The 16,004-nt window shown below is 69.2% G+C and carries 14 protein-coding genes; 9 read left to right on the plus strand and 5 right to left on the minus strand.

Annotated elements, in window-relative coordinates:
* Positions 1 to 59: 59 nt before the first annotated feature.
* Together OEB96_RS19755 and OEB96_RS19760 are read left to right on the plus strand one after the other, a co-directional pair.
* On the plus strand, positions 60 to 2,267 hold the full coding sequence (locus OEB96_RS19755) for a DUF4215 domain-containing protein (RefSeq protein ID WP_266217864.1): 2,208 nt from the start codon (positions 60 to 62) through the stop codon (positions 2,265 to 2,267).
* A gap of 10 nt (positions 2,268 to 2,277) precedes the next feature.
* Complete coding sequence (locus OEB96_RS19760; RefSeq protein ID WP_266217866.1) at positions 2,278 to 2,853, plus strand: endonuclease dU; 576 nt, start codon at positions 2,278 to 2,280, stop codon at positions 2,851 to 2,853.
* A 77-nt stretch (positions 2,854 to 2,930) separates the two neighbouring features.
* Here the strand turns inward: OEB96_RS19760 and OEB96_RS19765 are convergent, their stop codons facing one another.
* On the minus strand, positions 2,931 to 3,227 hold the full coding sequence (locus tag OEB96_RS19765) for a hypothetical protein (RefSeq protein ID WP_266217868.1): 297 nt from the start codon (positions 3,225 to 3,227) through the stop codon (positions 2,931 to 2,933).
* A gap of 196 nt (positions 3,228 to 3,423) precedes the next feature.
* Positions 3,424 to 4,092 (minus strand): hypothetical protein, encoded by a 669-nt coding sequence (locus OEB96_RS19770; protein ID WP_266217870.1) that lies wholly within the window; start codon positions 4,090 to 4,092, stop codon positions 3,424 to 3,426.
* A 241-nt stretch (positions 4,093 to 4,333) separates the two neighbouring features.
* On the opposite strand from OEB96_RS19770, the gene OEB96_RS19775 reads away from it, so the two are divergent.
* Together OEB96_RS19775 and OEB96_RS19780 are read left to right on the plus strand one after the other, a co-directional pair.
* Entirely contained in the window at positions 4,334 to 5,683 is a 1,350-nt protein-coding gene (locus tag OEB96_RS19775; protein WP_266217872.1) for a hypothetical protein, read from the plus strand.
* 261 nt (positions 5,684 to 5,944) lie between these two features.
* A complete protein-coding gene (locus OEB96_RS19780; protein WP_266217874.1) occupies positions 5,945 to 6,844 on the plus strand; it encodes an MBL fold metallo-hydrolase in 900 nt (299 codons plus the stop codon).
* Between the two features lie 21 nt (positions 6,845 to 6,865).
* Here OEB96_RS19780 and moaB read toward each other — a convergent pair whose 3' ends face one another.
* Positions 6,866 to 7,384 (minus strand): molybdenum cofactor biosynthesis protein B, encoded by a 519-nt coding sequence (gene moaB / locus OEB96_RS19785; RefSeq protein WP_266217876.1) that lies wholly within the window; start codon positions 7,382 to 7,384, stop codon positions 6,866 to 6,868.
* A 242-nt stretch (positions 7,385 to 7,626) separates the two neighbouring features.
* Here moaB and OEB96_RS19790 point away from each other — a divergent pair, with 242 nt between their 5' ends.
* Complete coding sequence (locus OEB96_RS19790; protein ID WP_266217878.1) at positions 7,627 to 9,396, plus strand: DUF2330 domain-containing protein; 1,770 nt, start codon at positions 7,627 to 7,629, stop codon at positions 9,394 to 9,396.
* A gap of 137 nt (positions 9,397 to 9,533) precedes the next feature.
* On the opposite strand, the gene OEB96_RS19795 is transcribed toward OEB96_RS19790, so the two are convergent.
* Complete coding sequence (locus tag OEB96_RS19795; RefSeq protein ID WP_266217879.1) at positions 9,534 to 10,169, minus strand: hypothetical protein; 636 nt, start codon at positions 10,167 to 10,169, stop codon at positions 9,534 to 9,536.
* 70 nt (positions 10,170 to 10,239) lie between these two features.
* Positions 10,240 to 11,145, minus strand: a complete 906-nt coding sequence (locus OEB96_RS19800; RefSeq protein ID WP_266217881.1) for a GGDEF domain-containing protein — start codon at positions 11,143 to 11,145, stop codon at positions 10,240 to 10,242.
* Between the two features lie 250 nt (positions 11,146 to 11,395).
* On the opposite strand from OEB96_RS19800, the gene OEB96_RS19805 reads away from it, so the two are divergent.
* The 4 genes from OEB96_RS19805 (at position 11,396) to OEB96_RS19820 (ending at position 15,937) form a co-directional block, all read left to right on the plus strand.
* Complete coding sequence (locus OEB96_RS19805) at positions 11,396 to 12,385, plus strand: UDP-N-acetylglucosamine pyrophosphorylase (protein ID WP_266217883.1); 990 nt, start codon at positions 11,396 to 11,398, stop codon at positions 12,383 to 12,385.
* Positions 12,386 to 12,495: 110 nt separating this feature from the next.
* On the plus strand, positions 12,496 to 13,767 hold the full coding sequence (locus OEB96_RS19810; protein WP_266217884.1) for a hypothetical protein: 1,272 nt from the start codon (positions 12,496 to 12,498) through the stop codon (positions 13,765 to 13,767).
* A 186-nt stretch (positions 13,768 to 13,953) separates the two neighbouring features.
* On the plus strand, positions 13,954 to 14,199 hold the full coding sequence (locus OEB96_RS19815) for a hypothetical protein (protein WP_266217886.1): 246 nt from the start codon (positions 13,954 to 13,956) through the stop codon (positions 14,197 to 14,199).
* A gap of 43 nt (positions 14,200 to 14,242) precedes the next feature.
* Positions 14,243 to 15,937: a proline--tRNA ligase gene (locus tag OEB96_RS19820; protein ID WP_266217888.1), complete on the plus strand. Its 1,695-nt coding sequence runs from the start codon at positions 14,243 to 14,245 to the stop codon at positions 15,935 to 15,937.
* The last annotated feature ends 67 nt before the right edge of the window (positions 15,938 to 16,004 follow it).

Genomic DNA, 16,004 nt, shown 5'->3' on the forward strand with positions numbered 1-16,004 from the left:
CTCGACCCTCGTCTCGGGTGCGGCTTCGACCGCCAATCGAGGGATATCCTGGCCGGACCATGGCCGCTCGCTCGACGTTCCTTCGTGCCAATCGCCGCCGTACCTCGCTCCGTGCCGCCGCTGCTCGCTGTCTCTGCGTGCTTGCCGTGTCGCTCGGCGTGGGACCGGCGCTCTTGGCGAATGCAGCCGTGGTCCCCGCCGAGCTGGTGGCGCGGGCGGGTGACATCCCGCTCGGGGCGACGGTGCCGCTGGCCACCACGTTGCCACCGTTCACCCTCCCCGACGGCACGGCTGCGTTCACCGGCACCCTCGCCGACGGTGATGTCTACGTGTTCATCGACGACCAGGTGGTCTGGCTGAGCAGCAACGAGATGATGTCGATGCTGACGGGCACGGAGGCCTCGATGGGAGCCACGACGACGGGCGGCTTCATCTATGGACCCAGCGTCGACGGCGTGGAGGCGGTATGGACGCACAACGGCTTGCTCGCCATGGGAGGGACCCAGGCGCCCGTATATCCGGCGGGAGTCGTGACCACCTTCCACAGTCGCCCGACCATGGTGCCCACTGGCACGGCCTACTGGGTGGCCGGGCTCGACCTCACGGGCGGAGGCACGACCCAGGAGCGGGTGCTCTATCGCAGCCCCACCGCGTCGCCAGCCGACGTTCAAGTCGTGCTCGCCACGGGGGACATGGTGGGCGGGCTCGTCATCGACAGCCCCACCGGGATCGACCTGTCGTACCAGATCTCGGATGACGAGACGCACCACGTGGCGGTGCTGCTGATGGACACCGGGAGCGCCATCAACGACGGCCACGTGTTCCTCGACGGCGCGCTGCTCCACCAGGAGAACACGCCCAACGGCACCGGTGACAACTGGGACAACTTCGATCTGGTGGCGGTCAACAACGCCGGGAGCTACGTGTTCAGCGGTGACACCACCGGGGTGGTGGCGACCGACGAGTTCATCGCGCGCAACGGCGTGATCGTCATTCGCGAGGGCGATGTGCTCGATGGCGTGACGCTCACGACCACTGCGGTGGTTCGCTTCCTCTCCGTGGCCGAGTCGGGGCGGGTCGCGCACGCGTGGAGCCACGCCAATGGCGCCATCGAGAGCCTGTTCTATGCGTGCGATCCCACCGATCTCGGCGGCAGCTCGCTGGCGATCCTCTCGACCGGAATCGACGAGCTCGATCTCGATGGTGACGGGGTGGGGGACGCCCTGGTCACCGACCTCAACGCGTCCGGAAACACGCACGGAGACGTGCTGACCAACGATGGCTCGATCTACCTCGAGGTCGACATCGACGACATGAGCGGCGCAGGCCCGCTCGCGGCCATGGTGCGGATTCCCGTGAGCTGCTGCGGCAACGGGATCCTCGACGATGGCGAGGAGTGCGACGACGGCAACGGTGACGACACGGATGCTTGCCCGACCACGTGCACCGTGGCCGAGTGCGGAGATGCATTCGTGCTCGCGGGGATCGAAGAGTGCGACGACGGCAACATGAGCAACCTCGATGCGTGCCTGGTCGGCTGCGTGGCCGCGATGTGTGGGGATGGGTTCTTGTGGGCCGGTGTGGAGTTCTGCGACGACGGCAACGGTGATGACACCGACGGGTGCCCCAGCAACTGCATGGCGGCGAGCTGCGGTGACGGCTTCGTGTGGGCCGGGGTGGAGGAGTGCGACGACGGTAACACCGAGCCCACCGACGCTTGCTTGCCCGGGTGCATTGCTGCGACGTGTGGTGACGGCTTCGTGTGGGCCGGGACGGAGGAGTGCGACGATGCCAACGAGGACGACACCGACGAGTGCCCCGGCAATTGCCTGATGGCGACGTGTGGTGACGGCTTCGTGTGGACCGGGATGGAGGAGTGCGACGACGGCAATACCGACGACGGTGACGGCTGCACGCGCACCTGTACGATGGAAGCACCGACCAGCGACAGCAGTGGAGGCTCGACGGGATCCAACGACACCGGGAGCGAGAGCACCGGGACTCCGGGGACCTCGACCTCGACCAGCTCGGGAGGGTTGGACGAGAGCGGAGGCAGCACGGGGCTGCTTCCGCCGATGAGCGACGGAACTACGAGCACGGGGAGCACGGCGGGCCCCAGCGAGACCGAGCCGGGGCCGTTTCCCGGGCTCGATGACGACGGCGGATGTGCGTGCCGGAGCGGGCGCCGGGCCCCCGGGAGTGGTGTGCTCGGCCTGCTCGTGGCGTCGTTGGGGCTGGGGGCGAGCCGACGTCGTCGGCGACGCTAGGATCCGCGTCGTGCGATTGCCCAAGCCTCCCCGTCAGCTTCGCGTCATCGGCTTCGACGACGCACCGTTCGTGCGACGTAGGGGCGCGCGCGTGGACCTGGCCGGAGTGGTCTGCCGAGGCACGCGCTTCGAGGGCCTGCTGTGGGGGCGCACCCGCAAGGATGGGTGGCAGGCGACCGAGCGGGTGATCGAGATGCTGCGTGGGAGCAAGTACCTGCCGCAGGTTCACTTGGTCCTCCTGGACGGGATCGCCTTTGGTGGGCTCAATGTGGTGGATCTGCCCCGACTCTCCGAGGCGATCGAGCGGCCCTGCGTGGCGGTGATGCGACGGTTGCCCGATCTCGTGGCCATGGAGCGGGCGATTCGAACGCTGTCGCGCCCGGAGCTGCGGCTCGAGCGATTGCGCAGAGCAGGGCCGATCCACCGCCGCGGTGTGTTCGTGTTCCAGGTATGCGGCATGGATCCAGACGTCACCCATCAGGCCTTGCTCAGGCTGACCGACACGGGCAACGTCCCGGAGGCGCTGCGGCTGGCGCACCTCATTGCGTCGGCCGTACGCGATGGGGAGAGCCGAGGGCGGGCCTAGGACTGCGCTACTTCGATGAAGGACGCGCGGACGATGCCGTGCGTCCGGGTGTGTGATGCCTGTGCGGCGAGGGTCGATCACCAGATCATGGTCTCGACCTGCGGTCCTGGGGCCGCTTCCAGCTCCTCGGGTGCGGCGTCGAGGGCCGGTACGGGGGTGGGCTCGGGAGCAGGCGCCAAGGCCACGTTCTCGGTCGATCGGGGGGCGGGTTCGTCCTCTGCCTCGGGGAAGGGCTCGTCGCCATCGGGCGGCGCGGCCACCGACTGCGGCGAGGCGGCCGTGGCGTCCTGACTGCTGTAGACCGCCACGCCCAGCGCACCTGCGGTTCCGAGGGCCATCGTGAGGGCGAGGAACTGCTCGAGATCGAAACGCATGGTCGTGCTCCTTGGGTCGTCTGCCGCGCCGTCCATCGGCGTCGGAGGGTCGTGAGACGGGCGTTTGGCCCCATGCATTGGTCAACGCTTCGTAAAATCCGGGAATCCCGGGCATTGAACCAGCGCAGGACACGCTCGCACGATCGGCCGCGGGGACGAAGAAAGCGGCTCGGCCGAGATGGGCCGGGCTCGGGTCTCATTCCCGCGCGACCGGGAGCGCATGCCCGCGGAAGGGTCGGTCCGTGTCGATCTCGGGCAGCGCGATCGGGGTCATCAGCTCGCCCACGAGTTCCCATAGCGGAGGAGTCAGCTGCTTTCGTCCCTCCGCGTTCCAGATGAGCAGCCCGGGGATGAACACCAGCGCGGTCGGGATGGTGAAGAAGAACAACAGCACCACCACCGACACCACGAATCGTGTGGGACTACCGACGAGCACGGGGGTCAGCAGCGCCAGCGAGAGCAAGGTGGCCACGATTCCGGCACCGATCCAAACGGCCCCGCCGTGACGCACGCGGGGAAAGTCGACGAGGAGGCGCTGCCGATGTCGAGTCTCGAAGCGACCATCGACGAGCGTGCCCCCGTGGCCGTCCGGTCGCAGCTCCAAGATGATCACGGGCGATGTAGCGTCGGCGGGACCCGCCCAGTGCCGCAGGCGAAGCTCGGTCGGCGACTGCCGTGCGGCCAAGAAGGGCGCGCCTTCGGGGGGAGCGGGATCTGGCGCCGGCTCGTGAGCAACACGGACCTTGGGGTGGGCCAGCACGCGATCCCACAGGGCATCGGGGCAGAGCGCCACACGAACGCGAAACCGGTCGCGTGGCGCCGCTTCTTGCCTCGAAGGGGCGGCGACCAGACCCTCTTCGGCCATCGTTTTCGATGGTGGGGGGGCACGGCGTCCCTGTCAAACGAGCGGTACCCCGAGCCGCTCCCTTGGTTTCGTTCACCGGGGGCGAATGCGGGGGACCGGGGGCACTGCGCCGTGCCCGCGCCCCGGCGATTCGAGGTCCGAGCAAGGCGGGGAACCTTCTGCGGCAAGAGGGGTCGATGGAGGCGTGCAAGTGGCACAACGCCCGGTGGGCGCCGTGGTAGGTAGTCATAGCGAGGCAACCGTGAGCGAGACCAGAGACGACACGGGGAACGAACCCCAAGACGTACGCGGCGACGAGCCCCCGGCCCCGGGGACGAGCCCGGGTGAGGTGGACCTCGAGGCGCTGGAGGCCGAGGGCGGCGACCCCGAAGAGGATGGGCTCGACGTCAGCGATCTCGAGGCGATGGGCGTCGACGGGGTCGTGGCTCGCCTGCGCAGCGCGAGCGGTGAGGACGACGACGCGACGACCGCCAAGGCCCGCCCTCGCCGCTCACCGCTCATCTCCATGGTGGTGGTCGTGTTCGGGGTGTACCTCCTTGTCACCATGCTCGCCGACTTTCGCTACTGGCTTCGCTCCGGGGAGCCAGTCGAGCTCGGCCATGCGTCGACCCTGCTACAAGATGGCCGCACGCTCGAAGCCTACGAGAATCAGTACGTCGCGATCGAGGGGACGCCCGACGTCCAGCACGCGACTCGGCTGACCACGGAGGAGCAGTTCATCGGCTACCTGCGCGTGACCGAGGGCGACGGAGGGCTGTTTGCGGCCGTGCCTCGAGCGAAGTCCGAGGAGGTCAACAACAACTTCGAGGGGCGCTATGTCGGCCGGCTGCGTCGTCTTGGTGAGGATCGGGCGTACCAGTGGCTGGCCGAGTTCTACGCGACCGAGCGGGTGACCCGCTCGATCGATCTCGAGGCCCGTGGGGCAGTCGAGGCCGTAGGTTCGGGTCGCTTGCCCACGCTCGAGGGTGGTGCGGTGGACGTGCGTCCCAGCGACCAGCTGCGTCTGGTGTTCGAGGGGCCCGATGCACGCGTCCAGCTGGGCCGCAGCTCGTTCGCGGACGAAGCCGCGGCGGAGCGGGCGGTGGCGGCCCTTGGCCACCCGTATGTCCAGCTCCCGGCATCGGCGACGTTCTTTCGCTTCGTGGTGCGGATCCCCGAGGCCGAGCGCCCCAAGGCGCAGGCGGCCCTCAACGCAGGGCTCACCGGGGTCGAGGACAGCACCGACCCCAAGGTCGGGGCGTTCGTGCTCGATCTGCCCGCCAACTATGGCGCCGCCGTCGGCGACGTGACGCTCGACGGTGACTCGGTGGTGTTCCCCTACGGGGACAACACGGCCAGCCCCGGTCATGACGTCGAGGGTGGCCGCCTGATCGAGCGGGCACCCAGCGACCGGATGAGCCTGCCGCTGGCCCAGCTCGCGTCGGTTCGGCTCGAGCGCATCATCACCGTGGACCCCGAGGGGTTCGTGGTGGCGGTCGGCGAGACGCCGGGCGACCAGCTTCGGGCGGGGCTGTTGTGGCTGCTGGTGCTGGCCATCACCGGAGCCAACATCGGCAGCCTGGTCCTGTGGTGGCGCCGCCGCGCTGCCTGATGCCAGCGCATCGACGGCACCGACCAGCCGCCACGTGGAGAGGGGGGCCTTCGTGCTCGGACCAGCGCGGCGGGGTCCCGCAGGCGGCCAGCTGGGCCCATTCTCTCGCGAAGCAGCCCGTGGCCCATCCGCGAGATCTGCGCATAGCGGAGGTTGCGGCCAGGATCCTCCGTTTTGATGCAGAAGTGGCACCGGATGAGCTACGTTCCGAGGGCGTGAGGGCCGTCGTCTTCGGCCGACCCCCGCGCACGGATCCCGACGGTGAGCGCCTCCTCCCCCAGCATGACCCTGCGCTTCTTCGGCGCGGGCGGTGCATTCTCTCGCAAGTACGGCACGACGTGCTCGGGCATCACGCTCCGCAACGGTCATCGGTGGCTCATCGACTGCGGTCGCCAGGCTCCCGATCAGCTCCACGCCGCGGGCGTATCGTGGCACGACATCGAGGGGCAGATCATCACGCACGTGCATGGTGATCACACCTTTGGGCTCGAGGACTTTGCGTTCTCGCGCTTCTTCCACTCCGATCGCGGGATCGACTCGGTGCGCGACGGCGGCCCGCGACCCAAGCTCGTGTGTCATCGTGCCGTGCGCGAGGAGGTGTGGCAGACGATGGCCGCGGCGCTGCGCTACGTGCCCGACCCCGAGTCGCCCACCTCGGGTCGTCTCGAGACCTATTTCGAGGTGATCGAGCCCTCGAAGGTCGAGCCGCCGGCCGCCATGCCATGGTCGCGAGCCGAGCACTTCGCGGTGGGCGGGCTTCGCATGGTGGCTCGCGACACCGAGCACGTCCCGGGCAAGCCCAGTACCTCGCTCGAGATCGCGGTGGACGAGCCGGGCGACGCGACTGGGAGCGACTCCATGGTCGCCCCCAAGATCGCATGGTGGAGCGGAGACGTGACGGTGATGCCCGATCTGCTCGCCGAGCTCGAGCCGCGCACGAGCGTGTTCTTCCACGATTGCACCTTCACCGAGTACCCAGGGCAGGTCCATGGCTCGTTCCAGGCGCTCGAGGCCCTGCCCGAGGTCATCCGACGCAAGATCGTGCTCATGCACCACGAGGACGACCTCGAGGAGCACCGCGCGCGTGCCGAGGCGCTGGGCTTCCGCATCGCGTTGCCGGGACAGGTCTACGACCTGGTGACCGGCCAGCGCCTCGAGTAGTCGACGGGCGGTGGCTCGTGCTCACTGGCCGCGGATTCGCGGCAGCAGCTCGACGAAGTTGCAGGGGCGATGGCGAACGTCGAGCTGCGAGAGCAGGATCTTGTCCATGGCCATTCGAACGGCGCCGGTGGAGCCCGGCAGCAAGAACACGTAGGTCGTTTCGCAGAGCGCGGCCTCGGCCCGGCTCTGGATCGTCGACGTACCGATCTCCGCGAAGCTGAGCCAGCGAAAGAGCTCTCCGAACCCCGGGATCGGCTTGGTGACGAGCGGTGCAAGGGCCTCGGGGGTGACGTCGCGTGCCGTCACTCCCGTGCCGCCGGTGGTGATCACGACATCGATGTCAGGGGCGGTGATGAAGGCCCGCAGCTGCTCGCGAATCACCGGCAGGTCGTCGGGCACGATCTGGCGCGCTGCAACGTGGTGGCCCGCGCCCTGCAGCCGCTCGACCACGGTTCCGCCCGAGGTGTCGGTCTCCCGGGTGCGGGTGTCCGAGACGGTCAACACCGCCACGCGCACGGGAACGAAGACGCGCTCGCTCATCGACCGCAGGATACCGGTCCTCCATGCTCATGGCTGCGCGTGTTATGCGCAGGCGGAAGGCGAGGCGGTCACGAGGGCGTCTGGGGACGTTCTCACCGCGCGCGAACCGTGAACCGTGCGTGGATGAGGGCGCGGGTGCTACCTTCGGGGCGGCTTGCAGGCTTGGCGCTTGGCCCACGGCCTGCTCCTCGCTTACCGTTGTTACGGATTTCTTCTGTGTAGTCTTACCGGAGCTCGATCGGATGAAACTCAACTCGTTGACGATGATGCTGGGCGCGTGTGCGGCCCTGGGTGCAGTGATGGCCATGCCGCAGACCGCCGAGGCGTGCGGTGGCACCTTCTGTGACGGCGGCCCGCTGCCGATGCCCGTGGACCAGTCCGGCGAGAACATCTTGTTCGTTCGCGATGGCCAGTTCATCGAGGCTCACATCCAGATCCAGTACGAAGGCGAAGCCGAGCGCTTTGGCTGGGTGATTCCGCTGCAATCGGTCCCCGAGTTCTCGGTCGGCTCCGAGCCGATGTTCCAGAACCTGCTGACCGGATCGGTCCCCACCTACTTCACCCAGACGATGCAGGACGATTGCAACGTGGGGGACGAGGGCGGGGCATTCCCCCCGGGGGACAATGGCGCCGGTACCGGTGCCGCGGATAGCGGCATCACCGGTGGGGATGGGGGCGAGGACGGAGGTCCGACGATCGTCTTGCAGCAGACGGTGGGTGCCTACGAGATCACGGTGCTCTCGGGGGGCACGGCGGCCGAGGTCGTGCAGTGGCTCGACGACAACGGCTACCAACAAGACCCGGAGGCCGAGCCGATCCTGCAGGCCTACCTCGACGAGGGCCACCTGTTCGGCGCGGTCAAGCTCACCGGGGGCGCCGACGTGGACGAGATCCATCCGATCGTCCTGCGCTTCCAGGGCAACGAGCCCTGCATTCCGCTGCGCCTGACCCGGATTGCCGCGGTCGAGGACATGGACGTGCGCAGCTTCTTCCTGGGTGACTACCGCACGGTGCCGCAGAACTACCGGCACGTGCTGGTCAACCACGTCAAGATCGACTGGACGCCAGCCGGCATCGCCAGCAACTACAAGGAGATCATCACGCAGGCCGTGGATGCTCCGGGGGCCTCGGGGCGCGCGTTCGTGACCGAGTACGCGGGCCCGAGCGACGTGGTGCCGCGCGGCAACCTCTACAGCAACCAGTGGAACAGCCAGGTGTTCGAGACCATCGAGACCATCGGGGTCATCGACGAGCTGACGGCCCAGGGCTTGTTCTTCTGTGACTTCGACTTTGGCAACGGATGCTCGGCCACCCACCCGCTGGTGCAGCCCGTCCTCGACGAGTTCCTGCCGGTGCCGGCCGGGCTCTCGGCGGACGAGTTCTACGGCTGCCTGAGCTGCTACGAGGATCAAATCGACGCCGTCGCGTGGGACGGGGTGCGGTTCGCGGCGGCACTGCAGGATCGGGTGATCGTCCCCGGGCAGCACGCCAACGACCTGCTCGACCAAAACCCCTACCTCACGCGCATGTACACCACGATCTCGCCGGGCGAGATGACCGAGGATCCGATGTTCCACGAGAACCGCGAGCTCGGTGACGTGGCGGCGGCTCAGAACGGCGTGCAGCGGATCCTCTGCAACGGTGACTCGGTCTACATCCTGCCCGACGGGCGCCAGGTCTATCTGCCGCAGGGCGACCCGTGGCCCGACTTCGACAACGAGCCCGCCTGGGCGATGGAGTCGGCCGAGGAGGTGCAGGAGGTGATGTCGGCGGGTGCACCAGTGGTGCTGGCCAACAACACCGAGGCGATCGACGCGGCGCTGGCCGCCTACAATGATGCGATGGGCTGGAACGGCGGCGCGTGGGCCGATACGGAGACCACCGGCGGGGCGGACGACAACCAGGGCAGCGGCTGCGGCTGCCGGACCCACTCGGGCCTGGGAGGCTCGCTGCTGATGTTGCTGGGCCTGGGGCTCGGGTTGGCCTCGCGTCGGCGTCGCAGCCTCGCGTAGCGGCGGACGCTCGAGTGTTCGGTGATTTCGGGGCCCATCGATCGACTCGGTGGGCCCCAGTCCATTGGTTGCTTGGTTCGGCTGGGTGGAGGCAGCTCCGCGAGCTCGCACCGAAGGCTGGGGGAGTGTCGGCCTCGTCAGCGCGCAGGAGGGAGGGCGCCGCGAGGTCCGTCGCTCTGGTCCTCGGCCTCCATCAGCGCATGAGAGGCGATGGCGCGCGCGCTGACGAGCCCGCGCTGCAGCCGGCCTGCCTTGCGACCAACGAGCAGGCCTCCGAGGACGCCCAGGCCCACGCCGCCCAGTAGCAGGGTGGTGGAGCCGACGAGCACGGCCAGGCCCACCATGGCGAGGGTGACGCCCACGACGCCGGTGAGGGCGAGGTTGCGAGCGCTGCGACCCGACGTGGGATCGACGTCGACGCGCACGAGGGCTCCGCCGGCGCCGTCGTCCTGGGCTCGTACGCGGTAGTTGAGGCCGAGGTCGTCGTCGACCACATCGGCCTCGTGCTCGCCCTGGCGGTGGCCGGTTCGCCCGGTCTGACGCTCGATGGATGCTCGCACGGCTGCCAGCGCCTGGGCGGGCGGGTGGGCGAGGCGTCCCTCGGCGTGGGCGGCCGAGGCTCCACGGTCGGGGGGGCCCATGAGGCTGCCCGCCTGCTCCGGTCGAGCGAGCCCGCTGCTGTCGCGCTCGGCCAGGGCATGGCGGAGCTCGTGCGGGGAGATCCCCGCCTCGGCGGCCGCTTCTCGCAGTTCTTCGTCGCTGAGCTGAGCCATGAGGGGACGCTAGCCTACCAGGATCGCGACGGCGTGCGCGATGCCCTGGCCGATGCTCGGGCCCGGGTGCTCAGAGGTTGCCGAGGTCGGCGGGGTGGCAGGCTCGGTTGCGGCCGCGTCGCTTGGCCTCGTAGAGGCAGCGATCGGCCTCTTCCACCAGATCGATGGTACGGCTGTGTCGACCCTGCACGAAGCTCGCCACGCCCAGCGAGATCGTCACCGGGAGGACCTGGCCGCCATAGACGAACTGGGTGCTGGCCACCAGCCGGCGCAGGCGCTCGGCGAGCTGTGTGGCCTCGCCCTCGGTGCAGTCGCGCATGATCACCGCGAACTCCTCGCCACCCACGCGACAGAACGCGTCCTCGGTTCGCAGCGAGGCCATGATGGTGGCGGCGAGGCGCTGGAGCACGTGGTCGCCCGCGGGGTGGCCGTGGGTGTCGTTGATCCGCTTGAAGTGGTCGACGTCGAGCATCACCAGCGACAGCGGGAGGTCGTGGCGCTGCGCGTGGGAGAAGTCCTTGTCGAGCTGCTCGTTGAAGGCGCGCTTGTTGTAGGCCTGGGTGAGCGGATCGCGAGTGGCCGACTCGTAGAGCTGCTGCTGGAACTGCTCTTCGAGCGAGTCCTGGTAGCTGAACTTGAGGATGGTGACCGAGCCGATCTGGATGCGGTCGCCGTCGCTGAGCGTGAAGTGACGGATCTGCGCGCCGTTGACGTAGGTGCCGTTGGTGGAGTCGAGGTCGGACAGCTCCACCGTGCCGTCGGAGCGGCGCCGCATCATCGCGTGCGAGCGGGACACCCCCTCGTCGTCGAGGCGAATGTTGGCGTCGACCGAGCGGCCGAGGATGTGGTCGCCCGGCGAGAGCTTGAACATCTGCCCGACGGCACGGCCCGAGAGCACGATGAGATAGGCGTTGCGCTCACGAGGAGCTCCGCCCAACGGCACGCGCTTGTGAATGACGGTTTGTTCCTCGTTCACGCCTAGGCCGCGTCGTCCAGAGCGTTGGGAAGACCGGGAGATCGTGTGCCTCTCGGGAGGCTCGAGCGAAACGCTCGATGCCTCATGTCGTGGTATACGGCGACCCATGGCCACGTGGCAAATGGAGGAGCGGCTCGCGGCCCTGGTCGCGCGAGGGGTGGAGGTGGTCGACCCGCGCCAAACCTACGTTGCCCCTGATGTCTCGCTGGAGCGGGTATGCTCCGGTGTAGTCCTACACCCTGGGAGCCGGGTGAGCGGCTCTCGGACCTTCCTTGGCCCCGGGGCCGAGGTTGGCGTGGAAGGGCCGGCCACGCTGCAGGACGCGGTCCTCGGGGCGAGAGCGCGGGTCGACGCTGGCTACGTGGAAGGCGCAGTGCTCCTCGATGCGGCGCGGGTGGGGTGGGGTGGGCACCTCCGACCGGGGACGCTGCTCGAGGAGGAGGCCTCCACCGCTCACTGCGTGGGTCTCAAGCACACCATCTTGCTCTCGTTCGTGACCCTGGGCTCGGTGATCAATTTTTGCGACGTGCTGATGGCGGGGGGCAGTTCGCGCCGCGATCACTCCGAGGTGGGGAGCGGTTTCATCCACTTCAACTTCACCCCGTGGGGCGAGCGCGGCGACAAGGCCACGCCGACCCTGGTGGGTGACGTGACGCGTGGGGTGTTCCTGCGCGAGCGAAGGATCTTCCTCGGGGGAGCGGGCGGGCTGGTGGGCCCGGGTCGCGTGGGCTATGGCTCGGTCACGGCCGCGGGGCAGGTCGTGCGTCGCACGGTGGGGCCGGAGCGGCTGGTGCTCGAGGCTTCCCCCAAGCTCGATCGGCCGTTTCCCGCCGGAAAGCTCGACGAGCTGCAGCCTCGGCTGCGACGCAACGTGGAGTACATCGGGCAGCTGGTGGCGTTGCGGGCATGGTATCGGCACGTTCGGCTGCGTCGGGTGCCCACCGGGGCCGCGCACGCGCCCCGGCGGACGGTGCTCGAAGCCGCGCGTGACACCTTGGAGTCGTGCATCGCCGAGCGGGTCGAGCGGCTCGAGGCATTCGTTCGCGAGCGGGGAGGGGACGTGCCTGCGTTCGCGCTCGACGCCGAGGTGCCCGCATGTCCGCTGCCGCTCGATGACGGCGCCGAGCTCGATCACGTGGCGTGGGTGAAGTCCCTCGACGACGCGCAGGTCAGCGATGGGGCCGCGTGGCTGACGGCAATCGCGGCGCGGGCGACCGAGAGCATGGCCCCTTCGGGGTGAGCCATCCCATTGCGAGCCCTGGTCCGGTGGCGCTGCGGATGGGTCTGCTATAACTCGGTGGGCGTGTCCGGGCACCTTTCATCGACCACGGCGAAGGACGGGGGAGGGCCATGCTCGCGCTGGTCTTGATCGCCGCCGCGACGCTGGGAGCCGTCGCTCCGGAGGACGAGGGGGCGAGCGACGCCGAGGCCGTGGACGGCGACGCGAGCTTGGCCGAGTCGGAGCCGAGCGAGCCCGAAGCGGACGAGGGCGAGCCGAACGCGGTCGAGTCGGACGAGGGCGAGCCGAACGCAGTCGAGTCGGACGAGGGCGAGCCGAGCGAGGGCGAGCCCAGTGCGTCGACGGCCAGTGCGGCGACGGGAGCGTCGGCCCCGAGCGCGGTCGTCGGAGGCGAAGGCGGAGGCGAAGGCGGAGGCGAAGCGGGCGAGTCGGGAGCACCCGCTCGTGGGGCGCTCCCGTCGGGCCAAGCCAAGTCGGATGACGTCCCGCTCGACGAGGACGAACTCGAGGGTGATCGCAGCCGGCGTCGAAGAGATCGGCGTCGCGACGTCGACGAGGGGCAGTGGCAGGTGTTCGCGCCCTATCCCGAGCTGGGTCCGATCCGCTACCGCGATCCCGAGAATCGTCGCACGCTGTGGCTGGGGATCGACGCGTCGGCGACCTACCTTCCGACCTCGTTTGGGCTGGCCGATCACGCGGTATGGTCGGTGCGGCCGGCGGGTGCGTGGGCGCTGGCGTTGACCCCATGGCTGGCGATGGGCGGTCGGCATGCGGTCGCGTGGTACGACGCCGACACGGCTCGCCTTCGCGTGCACGAGCACCAAGCCGAGCTGTCGGGTCGACCGCTGGCGGGCTCGCGTCCCGACGTGGCGCTCGACGACCGTCTCTCGGTCGGGATCACCACGCACGAAATCCGCTGGAGCGAGGTGGCCGATGGCGCCGAGTCGGCGAACGGCTTGCACGACACCATCGTTCACTTCGGCTACGGCCTCGACCACCTGCTGGGTACGCGCTGGCGCCTCGGCTGGCAGGCCCAGGCCCGCTATGCGTGGGTCGAGCAGGACACCCAGCGCCAGGTCCGGCTGAGCATGCGGCTGGCCTTTCATCCGCGCCCGGCTCATCGGCTCTCGATGGATGCGGTGGGTTACTACGTGAACCGAGATCTCGAGCCCGCCGGTCAGCCCATGCCCCGGCACGGGATCCACGGGCAGGTGGGGTTGGGCTACTCATGGGTGGGGCGGGCCGGGGTGGGGCCCTGGACGAAGGTGCGAGCGACCACTCACTTTCGCAGCGGCGAGGCCCCCGTGTACGAGCTTCGCGAGGAGTCGCTCGAGGCAGGCTACGGTGAGGTCCTGGTCGGGATGCTGGCTCGCTGGCCCTGACGCGGGCCGAGGCATCCGCGGCGATCGGGGCGGCTTGGAGGACCTGCGGCTCGATCTTCGGCCCTCGGGAACCGAACCGCGCGCTCGTTCGTCTCCTCATTCCGCATGCGACACGCACGAGGGTTGGCAGCGGGATTGGTAGGGGCCGGCGCGATGGGGTGGAGCGCTACCGCCGAGGCGTGCGGGATGAGCGCTGTCGGCGCGGGCGCAGTGGCCGCAGCGATGCAGGCCCTGCTGCTGGCGTTCTTGCTGTCGCTGGTGGGGCTGCTGTCGATGCGGGGGGCGTCGCGCACGTTGGGTCGGATGGTCGAGCGTCGGCCCACCCGAGGCCTGCGTGCCGCTCGACTCGCCGCTCGGATCGGCTTTGGCGTGTCGACGCTCGCCACGGTGCTCTGCGGCGGGTTGCTCGTGGCGATCGTGGCGCTTTGGTAGTGGATGCCCAAGGGCGTGCGGGTCTGCTAGGTTCCCGCCGCTCATGCGCTACTCGGCCGCCTTCCTTCCCACCCTCCGCGAGACCCCCAAGGAGGCGACGACCGTCTCTCACGCGCTGCTGTTGCGTGCGGGCTACATCCGCATGGTAGGGGCGGGGCTCTACGAGTTCCTGCCGCTCGGGGTGCGGGTGCTGCAGCGGATCGCCACCATCATCCGCGAAGAGATGGATCGCGCCGGCGCTCAAGAGGTCCTGATGCCGGCGGTGCTCCCCTCCGAGTACTTCAAGGAGACGGGGCGCTGGGACAAGTTCGGGCCGACCCTGTTCCGCCTGCACGATCGCAAGCACGGCGAGTACCACCTCGCGCCCACGCACGAGGAGATCATCACCGACATGGTGCGCCGGGAGATCAAGAGCTACCGGCAGCTACCGATCAATCTCTATCAGATCCAGATGAAGTACCGCGACGAGCCGCGGCCCCGCGCGGGGCTGTTGCGCTGTCGCGAGTTCCTGATGAAGGACGCCTACTCGTTCGACGTGTCACCCGAGGCGGCCCGCAAGAGCTACGACGCGATGGAGGCCGCCTACCACCGCGTGTTCGGGCGGCTGGGGCTTCAGTATCGCCTGGTGGCGGCCGACAGCGGGGCGATGGGGGGCAGCGGGAGCGCGGAGTTCCAGGTGCTGGCCCAAAGCGGTGAGGATGCGATCGCGGCCTGCACTGCGTGTGACTACGCGGCCAACGTGGAGGTGGCGACGGCCGCAGAGGCCGCAGCCGCGAGCACACCGAGCGGGGAGCTGCCCGCCCCCGTGCGCGTGCATACCCCGGGGGCCAAGACCATCGAGCAGCTGGTGGCGTTCTTCGGCGACCGGGTCGAGGGCGTCGGCGCCGATCGCTTCCTCAAGTCGGTGGTCTATCTCGCGGGTGACGAGCAGGTGCTCGCGGTGGTGCGGGGTGATCACGAGGTCAACGAGATCAAGCTCGCGCGCGCCGTCGGGGCGGACGAGGTGCACTGGGTGGCCGAGCCCGAGCACGCGGGCTTCCTCGGCCCCGTGGGCTGGAAGGACAAGGTGGTGGTCGACGCGGCCGCGGCCGCGGTGGCCGACGGCATCACCGGGGCCAACGAGGAGGACCACCACCTCCAGCACGTGCGTCACGGTCGTGACTTCGAGGGTACGGTGGCCGACATTCGCCTGGTGGCCAAGGGTGATCCGTGCCCGCGCTGCGGTGGAGCGCTCGAGCTCTATCGGGGCATCGAGGCCGGCCACATCTTCATGCTGGGCACGCACTACACCGATGCGATGAAGGCCGAGTTCCTCGACGCCGAGGGGACCTCACGGCCGATCGTGATGGGCTGCTACGGAATCGGGGTGTCGCGGCTGGTGGCGGCGGTGGTCGAGCAGCTCCACGACGACGATGGCCTGGTGTGGCCCAGCGAGGTGGCTCCCTACGCGGTGATCGTCACGCCGCTGGGAGGAGACGAGCCGACGGCCGTGGCCGAGGATCTCTACGCCAAGCTGAGGGAGCGGGGGTTGACGGTGATGCTCGACGATCGCGACGAGCGACCGGGGGTCAAGCTCAAGGACGCCGAGCTGCTGGGGATCCCGCTGAGCGTGCGCGTGGGCAAGCGCGGCCTCAAGGACGGCAACATCGAGATCAAGGCGCGCCGCAGCGGCGAGACCTCGTTCGTTCCGCTCGCGGGGGCGGTGGACGCCATCGCCGACCTGGTCGCCAAGTCCTGACCGGCTCCGCTCGACGCTCACCTGCGCGTGCTGTCGCGAGCTCGAGCCGGCCGCGGGGGCAAGGACG

Origin of the sequence: Paraliomyxa miuraensis (genome assembly GCF_026337845.1) — a bacterium.
GTDB classification, from domain to species: domain Bacteria; phylum Myxococcota_A; class Polyangia; order Nannocystales; family Nannocystaceae; genus Paraliomyxa; species Paraliomyxa miuraensis.